The sequence below is a fragment of the Arthrobacter sp. 179 genome (assembly GCF_052379645.1).
Lineage (GTDB): Bacteria > Actinomycetota > Actinomycetes > Actinomycetales > Micrococcaceae > Arthrobacter_H.
The window spans coordinates 141,605-157,329 of record NZ_JBQSYU010000001.1; the positions used below are offsets into that span (position 1 = coordinate 141,605).

General features: G+C 68.1%; 17 protein-coding genes. 2 read left to right on the forward strand and 15 right to left on the reverse strand.

Going from position 1 to position 15,725, the window contains the following annotated elements; all coding sequences use genetic code 11:
* Window positions 1-2: 2 nt before the first annotated feature.
* The 3 genes from ACT3UE_RS00750 to ACT3UE_RS00760 all read right to left on the reverse strand — a co-directional run bounded on the left by ACT3UE_RS00750 (window position 3) and on the right by ACT3UE_RS00760 (window position 3,210).
* The gene (locus tag ACT3UE_RS00750) at window positions 3-764 is read right to left on the reverse strand and encodes an IclR family transcriptional regulator (protein ID WP_444554789.1); all 762 of its coding nucleotides are present in this window, start codon (window positions 762-764) and stop codon (window positions 3-5) included.
* 92 nt (window positions 765-856) lie between these two features.
* Complete coding sequence (locus tag ACT3UE_RS00755) at window positions 857-2,077, reverse strand: glycine cleavage T C-terminal barrel domain-containing protein (RefSeq protein ID WP_444566092.1); 1,221 nt, start codon at window positions 2,075-2,077, stop codon at window positions 857-859.
* Window positions 2,078-2,265: 188 nt separating this feature from the next.
* The gene (locus ACT3UE_RS00760; protein WP_444554791.1) at window positions 2,266-3,210 is read right to left on the reverse strand and encodes an EamA family transporter; all 945 of its coding nucleotides are present in this window, start codon (window positions 3,208-3,210) and stop codon (window positions 2,266-2,268) included.
* A 131-nt stretch (window positions 3,211-3,341) separates the two neighbouring features.
* Between ACT3UE_RS00760 and ACT3UE_RS00765 the strand changes: the two genes are divergently transcribed.
* Window positions 3,342-3,890: a CGNR zinc finger domain-containing protein gene (locus tag ACT3UE_RS00765; RefSeq protein WP_444554792.1), complete on the forward strand. Its 549-nt coding sequence runs from the start codon at window positions 3,342-3,344 to the stop codon at window positions 3,888-3,890.
* Between the two features lie 52 nt (window positions 3,891-3,942).
* Window positions 3,943-4,275, forward strand: a complete 333-nt coding sequence (locus tag ACT3UE_RS00770; protein ID WP_444554793.1) for a hypothetical protein — start codon at window positions 3,943-3,945, stop codon at window positions 4,273-4,275.
* A gap of 10 nt (window positions 4,276-4,285) precedes the next feature.
* Here the strand turns inward: ACT3UE_RS00770 and ACT3UE_RS00775 are convergent, their stop codons facing one another.
* From ACT3UE_RS00775 to ACT3UE_RS00830, 12 genes are all read right to left on the reverse strand, one after another.
* Window positions 4,286-4,591 (reverse strand): hypothetical protein, encoded by a 306-nt coding sequence (locus ACT3UE_RS00775; RefSeq protein WP_444554794.1) that lies wholly within the window; start codon window positions 4,589-4,591, stop codon window positions 4,286-4,288.
* Between the two features lie 37 nt (window positions 4,592-4,628).
* Complete coding sequence (locus ACT3UE_RS00780; protein WP_444554795.1) at window positions 4,629-5,195, reverse strand: DUF308 domain-containing protein; 567 nt, start codon at window positions 5,193-5,195, stop codon at window positions 4,629-4,631.
* Window positions 5,196-5,276: 81 nt separating this feature from the next.
* Window positions 5,277-6,659 carry an MATE family efflux transporter gene (locus tag ACT3UE_RS00785; protein WP_444554796.1) on the reverse strand — a complete coding sequence of 461 codons (1,383 nt, stop codon included), beginning with the start codon at window positions 6,657-6,659 and terminating at the stop codon, window positions 5,277-5,279.
* Window positions 6,652-7,896: an MFS transporter gene (locus tag ACT3UE_RS00790; RefSeq protein ID WP_444554797.1), complete on the reverse strand. Its 1,245-nt coding sequence runs from the start codon at window positions 7,894-7,896 to the stop codon at window positions 6,652-6,654. The genes ACT3UE_RS00785 and ACT3UE_RS00790 overlap by 8 nt, the downstream gene beginning before the upstream one ends.
* Window positions 7,893-8,672, reverse strand: coding sequence for a lysostaphin resistance A-like protein (locus tag ACT3UE_RS00795; RefSeq protein WP_444554798.1), 780 nt, complete (start codon window positions 8,670-8,672; stop codon window positions 7,893-7,895). The genes ACT3UE_RS00790 and ACT3UE_RS00795 overlap by 4 nt, the downstream gene beginning before the upstream one ends.
* A 46-nt stretch (window positions 8,673-8,718) precedes the next feature.
* Entirely contained in the window at window positions 8,719-9,510 is a 792-nt protein-coding gene (locus ACT3UE_RS00800; RefSeq protein ID WP_444554799.1) for a DeoR/GlpR family DNA-binding transcription regulator, read from the reverse strand.
* 7 nt (window positions 9,511-9,517) lie between these two features.
* Window positions 9,518-10,375, reverse strand: coding sequence for a carbohydrate ABC transporter permease (locus ACT3UE_RS00805; RefSeq protein WP_444554800.1), 858 nt, complete (start codon window positions 10,373-10,375; stop codon window positions 9,518-9,520).
* A gap of 3 nt (window positions 10,376-10,378) precedes the next feature.
* Complete coding sequence (locus ACT3UE_RS00810) at window positions 10,379-11,338, reverse strand: carbohydrate ABC transporter permease (RefSeq protein WP_444554801.1); 960 nt, start codon at window positions 11,336-11,338, stop codon at window positions 10,379-10,381.
* Window positions 11,339-11,462: 124 nt separating this feature from the next.
* Window positions 11,463-12,716: an extracellular solute-binding protein gene (locus ACT3UE_RS00815; RefSeq protein WP_444554802.1), complete on the reverse strand. Its 1,254-nt coding sequence runs from the start codon at window positions 12,714-12,716 to the stop codon at window positions 11,463-11,465.
* Window positions 12,717-12,909: 193 nt separating this feature from the next.
* The gene (locus tag ACT3UE_RS00820) at window positions 12,910-13,767 is read right to left on the reverse strand and encodes a class II fructose-bisphosphate aldolase (protein ID WP_444554803.1); all 858 of its coding nucleotides are present in this window, start codon (window positions 13,765-13,767) and stop codon (window positions 12,910-12,912) included.
* A gap of 49 nt (window positions 13,768-13,816) precedes the next feature.
* Window positions 13,817-14,779, reverse strand: a complete 963-nt coding sequence (locus ACT3UE_RS00825; RefSeq protein ID WP_444554804.1) for a 1-phosphofructokinase family hexose kinase — start codon at window positions 14,777-14,779, stop codon at window positions 13,817-13,819.
* A complete protein-coding gene (locus ACT3UE_RS00830; protein WP_444554805.1) occupies window positions 14,776-15,717 on the reverse strand; it encodes an ROK family protein in 942 nt (313 codons plus the stop codon). Before ACT3UE_RS00830 ends, ACT3UE_RS00825 begins: the two co-directional genes overlap by 4 nt.
* Window positions 15,718-15,725 lie beyond the last annotated feature (8 nt).

Genomic DNA, 15,725 nt, shown 5'->3' on the forward strand with positions numbered 1-15,725 from the left:
CCCTAGACGGAGGCCCGGCGGCCGGCTTCCTGGACGAGGGCGATCGTCATCTCCAGCGCGTCCCCTCCCAACCGGTAGGAGGGGCCGGCGACACCGATCTGGGCTACCATGAGCCCGTCCGCCCCGAAGACCGGTGCCGCCACGGAGGTCAATCCCGCCTCGAACTCCTCCAGCGAGAGTGCATAGCCGCGCTGCGCCGTCGTTCTGATTTCCTCGGCCAGCACCGCACGGTCGGTGATCGTGGAGTCGGTAAAGCGTTTCAACGACCGGCGCAGCAGCCGCTCACGATCCGAGGCGGACTGGAAGCCCAGCGAGACCTTCCCCGGTGACGTGCAGTGCAGCGGGGTGCGGCGCCCCAGCCAGCTGCGCCCCACCACCGAGGACGCGGGAAGGATCTGGTCGATGGTCACCGATTCCCCCGCCTCCGTGACGTTCAACGTGACCGTTTCCAGGCATTCCGCGGCCAGCCAGATGCACGCCTGGTGCACCTGCGGGCTGAAGCTGGCGGTCGTCGGGACGGTTTGGGCCAGTCGGACCAGGCCGTGGCCCAGCTGGTACTCGGTGCTGTCGGAGCGCTGCTCGACCAGACCGTGCCCGGCCAGCGTGTTCAGGATCCTGAAGGCCGTGGACTTGTGCACCTCGAGTTCCTGGCCGACGGCGCTGACGGTGCTGGCCCCTTCGGTGGCAAGGAACTCCAGGATCAGGGCGGCCCGATCGACGGACTGGATGCTTCCCCTGGCGATGCGTTCACTCGGTGCCGTCATGGCGCTCACGCTACCAGCAGGGCTTGCCGCGATGGTGCCGGCGGCTTCTGCTGGTCCACGGCTCCTCCTGACGGTTCCGGGTCGGTGGCCCATCAGGCCTTCGGCGTCTCCTTGGTCGGGTCGATGAAGGGTTTGCGCACCACGGTCCCTTGCCGGGCGCCTTCGGGGGTGTGCACCACCATGGTGGTCCCCTCGGCGCTCAGGCCGATCGGGACCATGGCCAGTCCGATGTTCGCCTCCAGCCGCGGGGAGAAGCAGGCGCTGGTGACCCGGCCGAGTTCGTCGCCCCCGGCCTCGGACACCGGGAAGTGTTCGATCATGGAACCGTCGTTGTAGCTGCCCATGGGTGGACCGTCGATCCGCAGGCCGACCATCAGCCGCTTGGCGCCCGCCGCACGAATCCCGCGCAGGGCCTCCTTGCCCACGAAATCCGCCTGCTGGTCCAGGTTGATCATCCAGTTGTAGTCGTAGCCGACCTCCAACGGGTTGGTGTCCAGGGTGATGTCGCATCCATAGGCGAGCATGCCGGCCTCGATGCGGCGGATGTGGCAGGGGCCGATGACGCGTAGGTCGTGGGCCTGTCCGGCATCCCAGACCAGATCCCAGAGCTTGCCGCCGTCGCGGCTGGCGTTCTCCAGATAGATCTCATATCCGGTTTCCCCGGTGTAGCCGGTGCGGGAGACCACGACCGAGAGGTCTCCGAGCATCCTACGGGTCAGATAGTAGTATCCGAGGTCCAGGATGTCCTCGCCGAAGAGGTCGGCCATCAGGGCCTTGGCCTTGGGGCCCTGGATCTGGATCGGGGCCACGTCGACTTCCTTCACCGACACGTTCCATCCGCCGGCATGGGCCAGACCCATCGCCCAGAGGTGGACGTCGCTATCGGCCAGCGAGAGCCAGAACCTGTCCTCCTCGACCCGGAGCAGTATCGGATCGTTGATGATCCCGCCGTCGGCCGCGGTGATGAAGACGTATTTGCACTGCCCGACGGCGCATTGATGCAGATCGCGCGGGATCAGGTAGTTCGTGAAGGCGAACGCGTCGGGACCACTGATTTCCAGCTGTCGTTCGACCCCGACGTCCCAGAGCGTGACATCGGTCAGCAGCGACCAGTATTCGGAGACCGGATCCCCGTAGTGGCGGGGGTGGTACGTGTGGTTGTAGACGCTGTAGGCGGCCACCCCGTGTTCACGGGATTTCCAGAAGTACGGCGACTTGCGCAGCCGGGTATACAGGGTCACCGCGGGATGCGGATTGACGAGGGACCCCGTGGTGGATGAATGGAAGGCACCGGTATCAATGGTCTCGGACATGATCACTCCCTGATCTGGCCCCCCGGCGCCGACCTGCTGTCGATTGTTGCGCATGGTGCGCGACACTGCGCCATGTGCAACCAGTGTGAACCCGGATCGGGGCTGGGTCAAGGGTCCTTGGCCGCACCGGGCCGCGGCTCCGCCCGGCCGCGGGGAACAGTTTCCGGCGTGGGCCACAAAGGGCCCAGTCAGGGGGTTTTGAGCTCGTCGGCGCGTACCAGCAGGACCCCGGCCACAATGGCGGCGCCTCCCAGCAGTTGGACCGGTGCCGGCAGCTGCCCCAACAGCAGCCAGGCCCACAGCACGGCGAAGAGGACCTCGGTCAGCGAGATGAACGAGGCGACCTTCGAGCCCAGCGCCCGGGCGGCCATGATCCCCGAGACATAGGCCAGTACCGTGGACAGCAGGACCAGCCCGGCCAGTGCGACCCACCAGCTGGTTTCGAAACCGGCGAACCCGACCCGGCCGAAGGTCGCCGTGAACGGCAGCAGACCGCTCACCCCGAAGACCAGCATCAGCAGGGCCCCCACCAGCAGCCCCCCGGTGGCCAGCACCAGCGGCGGCAGCGACTCATTGGCCTTGGCCGTAACGAAGAAGTACACCGCCAGCCCGACCGCGGCGCCGAGCCCCCAGAGCACCCCGATGAAGTCGATCGTCTGCGCTCCGGCCAGATCCAGCACCAGCATCAGCCCACCCAGGGACAGCAGCGTCCCGATGATGGTCAGCGGTTTGGGCATGCGCCGGCTGTTGGCCCAGAGGACCAGGACGATGAGCACCGGCGCCATGAACTCCAGCAGCAGGGCCACCCCCACGCTCAGGCGGCCGACGGCCTGGAAGAAGGCGAATTGGCAGACGCCGACCCCGAAGACCCCGAAGAGCAGGATGGGCTTCCAGTTCGCGGGCACCGAACGCCACCGCCCGCGCAGGGTCAGCACGGCCGGGACCAGCAGGACCAGGAAGGCACCGAACATCCGGGCGGCCACGGCCGCCCCGCTGCTCCACCCCGCCTCGAGCAGCGAGCTGGCAAAGGAGCCGGAGATCCCGAAGACCGCCGAGGAGAACAGCGCGATCCACACCCCCGGGACCCCCGGGCGGGACACGGCGCCGGACCGGGTCCTGACCTGCTCGGTCATGCTGCTCCTCGGGGGTCGTTGCGGATGGGTTCGAAGCCCGGCCTCCGGGCTTCAGCGGCATCAGGAGTAAAACTCCGTATACTAGTGACATACTATACGCCGCCGGGTTCATGCGAGGTAAAAGGAGTCATATGAAGTTTGCCCCTGACACGGAAACGTCGTTGCAGACGGTCGTGAACCTCCTCAATACGGCGCTGCCCGAGATCGATGGGCTGCGCACCGGCGCCGACCTGGACGAGTTCGTGGCCCGGGAGGAATACACTGGTGCCAGGGCCCACGACGAGGCCGAGCTACGCAGCGTCAGGCATTTGCGCGGGACCCTGCGCGCCCTGTGGATCGCCGAGGAGGACGAGGCGGTGGTCATCGTGAACAACATCCTGCGCAATGCCCGCGCCTTGCCGCAGCTGGTCAAGCACGACCACTGGGACTACCATCTGCATGCCACCAGTCCGGCGGCGCCCCTGGCCGAACGGATGGCCGTCGAGGCGGCCATGGCCATCGTGGATGTGTTGCGCTCGGGGGAGAAGCAGCGTCTGCGCATCTGTGCCGGGACGGGCTGCGAGGCAGCGGTCCTGGACCTCTCGCGGAACCGGTCGAAGCGGTACTGCCAGACGGGGAACTGCGCCAATCGCGAGCATGTGCGCGCCTACCGGCAGCGCCGGGCGGCCCTGCGGCCCTAGACTGGTGGCAAGCGGCCTCGTCGCAGGCACCGGCGTCGGAAAGGAAGAGATTGTGAACACCTCTGAACAACCCCAGGAACACCATGCCTCGGAGAACTACGAGGTGGATCTCGAGCATGCCTCGGACGGCACGTTCAAGGCGGCCGGACGGTGGTTCGTCGGGCTGGCGGATGCGGTCCTGGGCGGCGACGGCTCCGATGTCATGGGGGCCACCGCCGTAGTGCGCCGCCTCGACAACGATGCCGAGATCCTGCGGGTGACCGGGAACAACATCGACGAGGCCGAAGGTCTGGCGGCGTTGCTGCGCAAGGACCTGGCGGAGATGACGCGCGAACAGTTCCTGGAGGAATGGAACGGCAAGGACGGCGTGGAGACCACCGACTGAGCCCGGGAGGCTACTCCTGGCCGGGCTGCTTCTGCGTCGGTCGATCCGAGGCCCGGTTCACTCCCGAGCCTTCGCTGAGTTCACTCGGGTTCTCCTTGCTGGCCATGGCCAGCACGGAGATGACCACCAGGCTGGCGACGAATGCCACACCGAAGGCGATCAGTCCGATGTCCACGCGCAGGGGGTTGTCCCCACCGCCGGTGGCCGAGATGGACGCGACCGCTGCGGCGATGATGCCTGCAACCAGCGCGAAGATCAACGGCGATTTGATGCTCTGCTGCCATGTGGTCTTCGGCCGAGACGGGTTGGAACCCACGGGGATGCCTCCTGAAAGAATTTGGAACGACTCCAGTCTACCGCTCCGTGGCTCCCTCGCGTGCATCGTGCCGGTAGCCGAATGCAGCGATGAGCAGGAAGACCGCGACGATGATGGAACCGCCCCCGGCGATCCCGAGGACCCCATGCTGGTCCAGGCCCGGCCAGGCCAGCAGCAGCACGCCGGTGACCAGCGAAACGGCACCGGTGAGCAGGAATTCCCGCACGGGGACCAGGTCCCCCCGATGGCGGAAGTAGGTGGTCAGTTCCAGCAGGCCGGCCACCGCCAGGCCGAGTCCCCCGGCGATCACGGCGGCGGTGGTGCTGGCGAACACGAGCAGGAAGACCGCGCTGAACGCCCCGGCGATCGCGGCGCCTCCGAGCAGCCCGCGGACCGCGAAGGGCACGATGCGGGCCACCGCGAAGTCCCATACGGATTTCGCGCTGAGCACCAGGAAGGCGGCAAAGAGGTAGGCCACCACCGCTTCGCTGGGATCCTGCCAGAAGACCGACAGAGCTCCGAAGGCCGTGGCCACCACGGCGCGGAACATGACTGGTTTCCAGACGGCGGAGGCTTCTTCAGGGGGGGTGGGGATGGCAGGCACCCTACGATCCTAATGGGAATCGGCGCTGGCCTGCTCCACCTCCCCGGGGGCTTCCCGGCTTCTGGTCGGGACGGCGCGGGATCAGGCCGGTGCGCCCAGGGCCATCCAGCGGTCATTGCGGATCCGCCACAGCAGGGTCGCGCCCCGCAGGGCCATGTACCCGAGGCCGAAGGCACACCACAACCACAGGATCGGCAGATCCGGCAGCAGGGGCAGCCAGGCGGCACCGGCCAGCAGGGGAAGGTAGAGCACCAGGGCGATGACCCCGGCCAGGGCCAGATAGCGGGCGTCGCCGGCACCGATGAGGACCCCGTCGAGCACGAAGACCAGTCCCGCCAACGGCTGCGAGGCCGCCAAAACCCACAACCCGATGGCCGCCGCCCGCTGCACGTCGGGATCGGAGGTGAAGACGGCACCCAACACCGGGGCCACCAACGCCAGGACCACCCCGGTGCCCACCCCGAAGATCAGGCCCCACCGGGTCATCAGCCGGGTCAGTGCCGAGGCGGTGGCCCGGTCCCCCGCCCCGAGTTCCTTGCCGATGAGCGCCTGGGCGGCGATGGCCAGGGCGTCCAACGCGAAGGCCATCAACGTGAAGATGGTGAACACCAGTTGATGGGCCGCCAACGTCAACGCCCCGTCGGAGGTGGCGACCCAGACCGTGGCCAGGATGCCGGCCCGCAGGCTCAGCGTGCGCAGCATCAGCCAGCTGCCGACCTTGCCGGTACCCACGACCCCGCCGGGATGCGGGCGCAACGGAACCCCTTCGGCCCGCAGCCGCGGGACCAGCATCGCCAGATACACCACTGCCATCCCCCATTGGGCGATGGAGGTGCCGATGGCCGAACCGGCCACCGATAGCCCGGCCCCGTAGACCAGGGAGAAGTTCAGCACGATGTTCACCCCGAACCCGGCCCCGGCGACGATCAGCGGGGTCCTGGTGTCCTGCAGCCCGCGCAGGACCCCGGTGGCGGCCAGCACCAGCAGCATGGCCGGCAACCCGGGCATGGACCAGCGCAGGTAGTCCAGCGCGAAGCCCAACACCTGGCCCTCGGCGCCCAGGGCGCCCAGCAGTGCGGGCCCGGCGAACCAGCCCGCCACGGCCAGCACGAGCCCCAGGACCACGGCCAGCCAGATCCCGTCCCGGCCCGCGGCCAGGGCGAGGTCCAGACGCCTGGCCCCGAGCCAGCGGGCGACGGCGGGGGTGGTGGAGTAGGCCAGAAAGACCATGAGTCCGACGGCGGTCTGCAACACCGTGGTTCCCAGTCCGGCGCCCGCGAGTTCATTGATCCCCAGATGCCCGACGATGGCGGTGTCGGCCATCAGGAACAGGGGCTCGGCGATCAGGGCGCCCAGGGCAGGAACGGCCAGGGCCAGGATCGTGCGACCGAGCCGGGCCGGGATGCGGGCCGGGCCCTCGGCGGTGGTGCCGGTATCCGGCGTCGTGTCTCGGTCTTCAGTCATGGACCGTCGCTCCCGTCATGGGTCGGCGGGCCCCGGAGGCCCGAAGGAAGATGGCTGCCACCCCGACGGCGACCCCCTGCAGCAGGAGCACGAACAGGACCGCGCCGGCCCAGCCATGGGGGGCGAAAGCCAGTCCCACGGCCCAGCCGAACAGGGAGGAGCCGGTGTAGTAGGCGAGGTTGTAGAGGCTGGCGGATTGGGCCCGGCCCGTGCGTCCGATCAGCGGGACCCAGCCACTGGCGATGGCATGGGCCGAGAAGAAGCCTGCCGTGAAGATCACCAGGCCCACCAGCACGACGGCGATATGCGGCACCAGGGTCACCAGCAGGCCGACCGCCATCACGGCGATGGACCCCAGCAGGGAGGGCAGCCGGCCGAATTTCCCGACCAGGCGCCCGGCCTGCCGGGAGGACCAGGTCCCCGAGAGGTAGGCGAGGAACACCAGTGAGGTCAGCGAGGCGGGGATCAGGAAGGGCGCGGCCTCGAGCCGGAAGCCCAGGAAGTTGTAGACGGCCACGAAGCCGCCCATCAGCAGCAGCCCCTGCGCGTAGAGGGCGAGCAGCCGGACGTTGGCCAGGTTCGTCCATAGTTTCCGCCCCAGTCCGGGGGTGCCCGGGGAGCGGCGCGGGACGGGGGCGAATCCCTGGGGTTTCGGGGCCAACGCGATGAAGACCGCCGCGGCCACGGCAGCCAGCAGGGACACGGCCAGGGTCCCGACCCGCCAGGAGACCAGTTCACTCAGCGGCCCGGCGACCAGCCGTCCCGAGAGCCCGCCCAGCGTGGTGCCCGAGATGTAGGTGCCGGCGGCGATGGCCGAATGCAGCGGATGGATTTCCTCGCTGAGGTAGGCCAGGGCGACGGCGGGGATCCCTCCCAGCGCCACGCCTTCCAGGAAGCGCAGTCCCAGCAGGGCCTGGAAGCCCGGGGAGGCCGGGACCAGCAGGCCCAGGATGACCGCGGCCACCACGGCGCCTTGCATCGCCTTGAGCCGTCCGACCCGGTCCGCGACGGCGGACCAGCCGATGACCGAGACCGCCAGGCCCAGGGTGGCGGCCGAGACCCCCAGTGCCGCCCGGGCTTCGGAGATCCCTTCGGAGCGGGCCAGGGCCGGGAGCACCCCCTGGACCGAATACAGCTGGGAGAACGTGGCGACCCCCGCGGCGAAGAGCGCCAGGATCATGCGTCGATAGCCGGCCGAGCCGCGCTGGTGCCCCGGGAACTGGCCGGTTTCGCTCATGCCCCGGGCACCAGGGGAAGCAGGTAGTAGGCCACCGTCAGGGCGATCAGGTTGTTCAGCAGGTGGATGAGGTAGGAGTAGGCCAGCGAACGGCCGGTCAGCACGTAGGCGACGCTGATCACCGCCCCCAGGCTCAGATAGGGCACCGCTGCCATCGGCTCGAAGGAGCCCGTGCCCAGGAAATGCATGCCGGCGAACAGGATGATCGAGATGGCCACGCATACCCAGACGTTGAGTTTGCGGCTCAGCTTGCCGATCAGCAGGTGCCGGAAGATGTATTCCTCCACGAACGGCCCCATGACCACCGCCATCACCAGCATGGTCGGGAAGGGGACCGTGGTGGTCATCCCCTCGATGGCCAGCTGGTTCTCGCTCTTCACTCCCCCGCCCAGGGACATGATGATGATGGTGGTGACCACCAGGTTCGCCACCCAGGCCCCGGGGATCATGAACACCTTGGCCCAGGGGTTGGATCCGAAGGTGCCGAAGGAGTGTTTCAGCGTGGGGAAGGCCATGATCATGGCCCCGCTGAACAGCACGGCGTAGACGATGAAGTTCATGGCCGCGGAGGCCGTCTCCGCGGTGCTGAAGGTGTCCGTGAAGCCCGGGATGAGCCTCAGCAGCGAGGCGGCCCCGGCGACGAAGAGCACCACGTAGGCCAGGACCATGACCGCATCCCCCACCCGGAAGGCCCCCGGGAGGAACCGTGCGTTCCTGCCGGGCCGCGGCACACGGGGGGAGGGTCCCGGCGCGGCCGGCTGCGTGGTGGGATGCATGGTTCCACCCTAGCGACTGTTGCCGACAGCGACCGTCTCGACCGGCTCAGGTTTCGGGGGCGATGAGGACCTTGTATCCGCTCTCTTCCAACTGCTGCCGCTGCTGCGCGGTGATCCCCGGGTCGGTGATGACGTGGCGCAGATCATCCCCGTCCACCGAGGCGAAGGAGCGCACCCCGATCTTGGAGGAGTCGACCACCAGATAGCTGCGCAGGGCCCGGACGCCCATGAGTTCGTTCACGGCGGCCTCCCCTTCGTCGGCCACGGTGGCCCCGGCCTGCGCATGCAGGCCGCCGACCCCGATGAAGGCCAGATCCAGGGTGACCCGGCCCAGCGTCTGTTCGGCGAAGGGTCCCACGAGTTCGTAGGAGCGCGGGTTGAGCACCCCGCCGGTGACCATGACCTTCACATGGTTGCGCACCGCCAGCGTCGAGGCGATGTTCACCGCATTCGTCACCACGGTCAGGGTCGGCCGGGCCGGCTCCTGCTGCAGGTCGGCCCTCAGCCCCAGGGCGGTGGCGATCGCCGAACTGGTCGTGCCCCCGGAGAGCCCGATGCTCATATCTGCTTCGACCAGCGAGGCCGCGTAGGCCCCGATCCAGCGTTTGCGGGTGGCCGCCGGGTCCCTGTTGTATTTTCCGGGCAGATCGTAGGCCAGGGCATTGGTCGTGGCCCCGCCATGGGTGCGGGTCAGCAACCGCTGGGAATCCAGCGAATCCAGGTCCCGGCGGGCCGTGGCCGGGGAGACCCCGAGCTTGTCCACGATCTCGTCGACCTCCACCTGTCCGTCCTGGGACAGCAGGGCGAGGATGGAGCTGAGCCGCTCGTTGCGTGTCATCCCGGCGCTACTTCGTCGCCCCGGCGGCCAGGCCGCCGATGAGACGCTTCTCGATGAGCATGAACAAGATGATCACCGGCAGGATCGCGACGATCGAGACCCCGAACACGTACTGCCATGCGGTGGAGTACTGTCCCACGAAGCGGGTCAACGCGACCGACAGCGGCTGGTTCTCCGCCGTGGACAGGATGACCAGCGAGGCGGCGAATTCGTTCCAGCAGGCGACGAAGGTGAAGATCAGCGCGGTGACGATCCCCGGCCACACCAGCGGCAGGTTGACCGTGAACAGCACCCGGAGCTTTCCGGCGCCGTCGAGCTGGGCCGCTTCGTCGACCTCCTTGGGGACCCCCGCGAAGAAGGTGTGCATGATCCACACGGCGAAGGCCAGGTTGAAGGCGGCGTTGATCAGGATCATCGCCAACCAGGTGTCGTAGAGGTTGAAGACCAGCATTTCCTTGAACAGCCCGACCGTGAGGATCGCCGGCTGCAGCATCTGGGTCACGATGACCAGGAACATGAAGGCCATTTTTCCGCGGTACTTGAACCGGGCGCTGTAGTAGGCGGCAGGCATGGCCACCAGCAACACCAGCAGGGTCGCCGCGACGGCGATCACCACGGTGGAGATCAGGTTGTAGGCCACCGGGGTCTCGGGGGTGTCCCACATGGTCAGGTAGTTCGACCACTGGGCTCCATCGCGCGGCAGGTAGTCCGGGGGCACGGAGAGGATCTCCGAGCGGGTCTTCAGGGACCCGATGAACATGACGGCATAGGGGATCAGGAAGATGGCGGCCACGATCAGCCCGACCGTCATCCGGCCCACGACGACCCGTCGGCTCGCGTGGTCTTCGGTGGTGAGAAGTGCCACGGTCTAGACCTCCTTCATGGGTTTCACGGCCCAGACGTAGATGGCCACGATGACGACGACGATGCCGAAGTTGACCACCGACAAGGCACTGGCGATGTCGATCTGGCGATCGAACTGCAGGACCTTGAAGATGTAGGTCATCAGGGTGTCGGCGTCGTAGCCGGGGATCGACCCGGTCATGACCTTCAGGATCGGCAGGTTGTTGAAGACGTTGATGATGTTGATCAGTACCGAGACCGCCAGCGCGCCGCGCAACTGCGGCAGCACGACCAGGAAGTACGTCCGCCAGCGTCCGGCGCCGTCGACCTTGGCCGCCTCCAGCGTGTCACCGGGAATGGCCTGGATGCCGGCCAGGATCGTGTAGGTGGTGAAGGGGATGGACACGAAGACGGCCACCGCCATGGCCACCATCAACGCCGATGAGGCGTGCTGGGTGAAGCCGTAGGAACTGTCCAGCAGCCCGGTATCGGTGAGGAACTTGTTGAAGATCCCGTAGTTGGGGTCCATCGAGTAGTAGAACAGCGTGGTGGTCATCACGACGCTGGCCGCCCAGGGGACGATCACTGCCATGCGCACCAGGGTGCGGCCGGGGAACGGCTTGGACAGGAACTGGGCCAGGCCCAGGGAGATCAGCACGGTGAAGAACACCACGACCACGACCCACAGGACCGAGTTCAGCATGATCCTGGGGATGTTCGGGTCGCTGAAGACCTGGCTGAAGTTCGCCAGCCCCACCGAGCCCAGATCGGTGCCGATCTGGCTGATCTTGCGCGTGGAGTTGTAGATCATGTACCCGGCGGGGAACACCACGATCACCAGGATCAGGACCAGCGCCGGGGAGATCCAGGGCAGGGCGGATCTGAAGGAGGAGCCCTCGGCCGACGTGCGCCGTTTGGAGCGCCGGGGTTTCGGGGGCCCGGGGGGATCGGCCACCCCGGTCCTGGCCGGTGCGGTGGTGCTCATACTGGTCTCCTGACCTGGTCTTCGTCTGTTCCGGGCCCCACGAGGCTCCGCGGCCCGCCGGCTATGCCAGCGGGCCGCGGAGTCGGTGGGCCCTTCCGCCGTGGTCGGCGGGTCCGGCCGCGGGCTACTTGGCCGCGTCGGCCTTCTTCTGGATCTCGGCGAGCACGTCGGATGCGGACTTGCCGGTGGCGATCTGGCCCATGAGCGACTTGAAGGCGCCATCGGTGGCGTTCCAGGCCGGGTTCGTCGTCGGGTAGAAGACGGCGTTGGGCAGCAGTTCCAGGAACGGCTTCAGCGTCTCGTCGGAGGACATCTCCTCGGAGACCGAGGTGGTGGTGGGCAGGAAGCCCTCGGTCTGCACCCAGTTGCTGTACACGTCGTCGCTAAAGAAGTAGTCCATGAACTTCTTCACGGATTCGGACTTGCTGCCGTCGTTCTTGAAGGAGAGCATGCGGTCCGCGACGCCCAGCGTTGCCGGGTCACCGGTGTTGGTGGCGACGGGGGCGATCCCGTACTTCAGGTCCGGGTTCTCCTCCTCGATCTGCCCGACGGTCTGCGGCAGCACGTAGGCGAAGCCTAGCTTGCCCTGGATGAAGGTGTTCAGCATCGGGGTGCGCTGCGTGGAGCCGGGGTTCTTCTGCGTGGCGCCTTCCTTGACCATCTTCTGCATGAACTCGGCGGCCTCGACGTTCTTCGGGGTGTCGACCTCGATGGACTTCTCGTCACCGAAGTCCCCACCGTTGCCGGCGAACCAGATCAGCGATTCACCCTGGGCCTCCTCGGACCCCAGCGGCATGCCGTAGCCGTCGGCCTTGGTGTCCTTGCTGATGGCCTTGGAGGCGGTCAACAACTCGTCCCAGGTCGTGGGGACCTCGTCGACGCCGGCTTCCTTCATGAGGTCTTCGTTATAGGCCAGTGCGCGGGCCGAGGCGATCAGCGGCAGACCGTACTGGGTGCCGTCGAACTTCTCGTTGTCGGCGAAGGAGGTCTGGAAGTTCTCCAGCGTATCGGCGGAGGCGATGTCCTCGGCCGGGGCCAACAGGTCCTCTTCGGCGAAGCCGGCGAAGGCGCCGCCGCCGTAGATGTCCGGGGCCTTGTCGCCCTGCAACTTGGTCTTCAGGACGCTTTCGATGTTCTCCCAGGACTGGATCTCCAGATCCACCTTGACCTCGGGGTTCTCCTTCTCGAAGCCGTCGATGACGTCTTGCCACAGCGCCTTGGTGCCATCGGAGTAGCTGGGCACCAGCATGCTCAGCGTGGTGGTGTCCCCGGAGGCGTCCCCGCCCTCGTCGCCGCCGCCGAAGCCGCAGCCGGTCAGGACCAGCGAACCGGCAGCCACGCCGGCCAGCAGGGTTGCGCGTAGTGAACGTTTCTGCATGATTCCCCATCTCGAAGGTGTGCGTCGGCGAGTGATCCGAAGCCAATTCATAATTGAAAATGCTCTAATCGACCTTAAGTCGATCAATAAAGAACATGATTATGACAGTAATGTGACTGGGGTCTCGTCGTCAAGTCCCCTTGTCAACTGCTTTGGCACGACGTTCCGACCCCCTCGAAGCGGCGGGAACGGGCTAGGCCGGTGCGCTTCCGTCGTCCTGCAGGGCAAACAGCCCGAGCATGCGGCCGGCTTCCTTCGCCATGCGGGCCCGACCGGCTCCGACGTATTTGCGGGAGTCGACCACGGTCTCGTCGGCTGCCAGGTACTCGCGGATCCCGGCGGTGAAGAATCCGTTGAGATGGGTGGAGACGTTGATCTTGCGCATGCCTGCACGGATGGCGGCCACGATGTTCTCGTCGGAGACCCCCGAGGAGCCGTGCAGCACCAGGGGAACGTCCACGGCATCCGCCAGCCGGGAGATCAGCTCCACATCCAGTTCGGCGGATCTGCTGGTCATGGCATGGGAGGATCCGACGGCGACCGCCAGGGCGTCGACCCCGGTGGCCGCGACGAAGGCGGCGGCCTCGGCCGGATCGGTGCGCACGCCCGGCGCGTGGGCCCCGCCCTTGCCCCCGACCTTGCCCAGCTCGGCCTCGATGTAGACCCCCCGGTCATGCGCGTAACGGGCCACCCGGGCCGTGGCGGCAACATTGTCGTCATAATCCAGATGGGCGCCGTCGTACATGACCGAGCCGAAGCCCAGCTCCACGGCCTGGAGGGCCAGCTCCTCGCTTTCGGCATGATCCAGGTGCACGGAGACCGGCACGGACGCGCCGCGGGCGATCGCCAGGCAGGCCAGGCCGATCGGCTCCAGGGCACCGTGGTAGGCCACGCAGTTCTCGGAGATCTGCAGGATCACCGGCAGACCCGCTTCCTCGGCCCCGGCGACGAGGGCCTCGGCCGTTTCCAGGTGGATCACGTTGAAGGCGCCCTGCCCCCGCCCGGCGTCGGCGGCGGCGGTCATCAGTTCACGGGTGGTGCTCAAGGCCATGGAGGGTCCGGCTTTCGGTTGAAGGGGTGGTTCTGGGTGGCTGCGGTTTCTAGTGCCGGGTGACCACGAGCCGGCGGGCCAGCTCCGGATGGCTGGGGTGCAGTTCCCCGGCGGCCGGCATGAGTACCGCCGAGGCGGACCAGGCGGCCGCGCGGCGGACCAGGGCCTCGGCATCGAGCCCCTCGGCCACCCCGGAAGCCAGGGCGGCCACGCAGGCGTCGCCGGCCCCCGTGGGGTTGCCGTGAAGGGGTTCGGGTAGCCGGGCCGATATCGACCGTCCGGGGGTTGCGGCCTCGAAGAGGCTCAGCCCGTCTTCACCGGCGCTGACGACCACGCGCCGTGCCCCCAGTTCCAGCAGGAGCCCGGCGCCCCGGGCGATCTCCGATTCCCCGGTGGCCTCGAGGAGTTCGTGATGGTTGGGTTTGAGCACATCGGCCCCGGCCCTGGCCGCGGCCAGCAGTCCGGCCCCCGAGGTGTCGATGAGGCAGGGGACCCCTCCGGCGCGGGCGGCCCGGACCAGCCAGGGGTAGAAACCGGAGCCGTATCCGGCCTCCTGATCGGCTTCGGCCTCCCCGGGCCCGGCGGCCCCACCGGGGAGCGAGCCCGATCCCACGACGACGTCGGCCCCGGGGATCGAGTCCAGGACGGCACGCTGGACGGCGTCCCATTCGGCGGCCTCGAGGCCTCCGCCGTGTTCGTTGAAGATCGTGGTCATCCCGGTCCCGCGGTCGACCAAGGCGAAGCTGCGTCGGGTGCCGGGGGCCACGGGGACCAGCGTGTTCCCGATGCCGGAGGCGTCCAGTTCGGTGGCGAAGGTCTCCCCGGCCCCGCCACCTCGGGTGGCGATGGCGTGGACGGAACTGCCCTGGCGGTGCAGGATGCGGGCGACATTCAGCCCCTTGCCTCCGGCGCGGACGCCCGGGGCGGGGACCCGGTTGGTCCCACCCACGGCGAGATGATCGACATCGTAGGTTTCGTCCAGGGCCGGATTGGGGGTGATGGTCAGGATCACGGGGTCTCCTTGGTTGCGGCCGACCGGGCGGCCTCGGCCCGCAGATACGCCCCACGCAATCCGGCGTCCTGGCCCAGTTCGGCGGTGATGATCCGTGGTGTGCGGTGGAAGGACAGCCGGGCGTCCACGGCGGCGCGCAACGGAACCAGCAGGTCGTCCCCGGCCTGGGCGAGCCCGCCGCCGACGATGACGGCCTCGGGGCCCACGGAGGCACAGAGCTGGGCGATGGAGAAGGACAGGGCCTCGACGGCCGCGTCCCAGCAGTGCGCCGCGTCGGTGTCCCCGGTACGCCGGCGTTCGAGGACTTCGCGGGCACCATCGACTTCCGTTCCGGTGGCCCGCGTGTAGTTCCGGGCAATGGCGGCGGCGGATCCCACGGTTTCGAGGCAGCCGTGGGCGCCGCAGGGGCAGTCCAGGCCCCCCGGGACGGCGGCGTGGCCGATCTCCCCGGCAAAACCTCCGGCTTCGAGCCGGCGGCCGTCGACGAAGAGCGCCCCGGCGATGCCGGTGCCGATGACCAGGACGGCCGTGTTGGCCGCCTGCCGACCCAACACCCGGCCGGCGCCCAGGGCTAGTTCGGCCTCCCCGGCGGTTCCGACGTCGTGGCCGAATCCGGTGGGGATCCCGAAGCGTTCGGTGCACAGCCGACGGAAGGGCACGTTGCGCCATCCCAGGTTCGAGGAGAAGACCCCGGTGCCGGCCTGCTCATCGACGGTTCCGCACACCACGACCCCGGCGGCCACCGGGGTCAGCGACGGGGATCCGGCCAGCAACCGGCCGCGCAGCACGTCGAGCTCGGCCAGGACCGCGGCGGCCTCCGGGTCCCCGGCCTGCGGGGTCGGGGACCTCAGGACCGTATGCAGGGTGCCGTCGGGGGTCGCCAGGGCGGCCTTGATGTCGGTGCCGCCGATGTCGAAGAGCAGGTAAGCCGGTTCCATGGGTGTGG